The sequence below is a fragment of the Oleiphilus sp. HI0043 genome (assembly GCF_001634935.1).
Map to the genome: position 1 here is coordinate 1 of NZ_LWEY01000321.1, position 727 is coordinate 727.

Annotated in this window: 1 pseudogene; it reads left to right on the forward strand. The window is 45.5% G+C overall.

Going from position 1 to position 727, the window contains the following annotated elements:
* A pseudogene (locus A3729_RS32205) lies at positions 1 to 727 on the forward strand (ATP-dependent RNA helicase HrpA); the annotation flags it as partial.

The window sequence follows — 727 nt, forward strand, 5'->3', positions numbered from 1 at the left end:
GGGCTTGGAAGGAAGGGCCTTATCGGCCACACTCAGCCAAGGCGTCTCGCTGCACGCACCGTTTCGACGAGATTAGCGGAAGAGCTAAATTCCCCGCTTGGTGATCTGGTTGGCTATCAAGTTCGTTTTACCGATCAAGTTAGTGATAGTACGCTAATAAAGGTCATGACGGATGGTATTCTCTTAAATGAAATCAAGTTTGACCGTTACTTAAATCGTTATGAAGTTATTATTATTGATGAGGCGCATGAGCGTAGTTTAAATATTGATTTCTTACTCGGTTACTTAAAACGCGTTCTGCTGAAAAGACCTGAATTAAAACTCATTATTACCTCTGCCACGATCGACGTAGACCGGTTCTCGGAGTTCTTTACTGGCGCGCCAATATTTTCTGTTTCAGGGCGAAGTTATCCGGTTGACGTGAATTACCGCCCATCTATTGGTGCAGATGTACAAGAGTTATCTCTTGGTGAGCAGATAGCTACAGTGGTCGAGGAGATTCAAGACGAAGAACGCCAACGCTCTTGGCAAGTTGGCGATGTTTTGGTTTTCTTACCTGGCGAGCGAGAGATCAGAGAGATCGCCAAGACCCTTAATGATTATGAATGGCGTGACACCGAGATACTGCCCTTATATGCCAGGTTAAGTACCAAAGACCAGAGCAGGGTGTTTCAACCTCACTCTGGCAGACGAATCATCCTTTCTACTAATGTCGCTGAGACCTCAA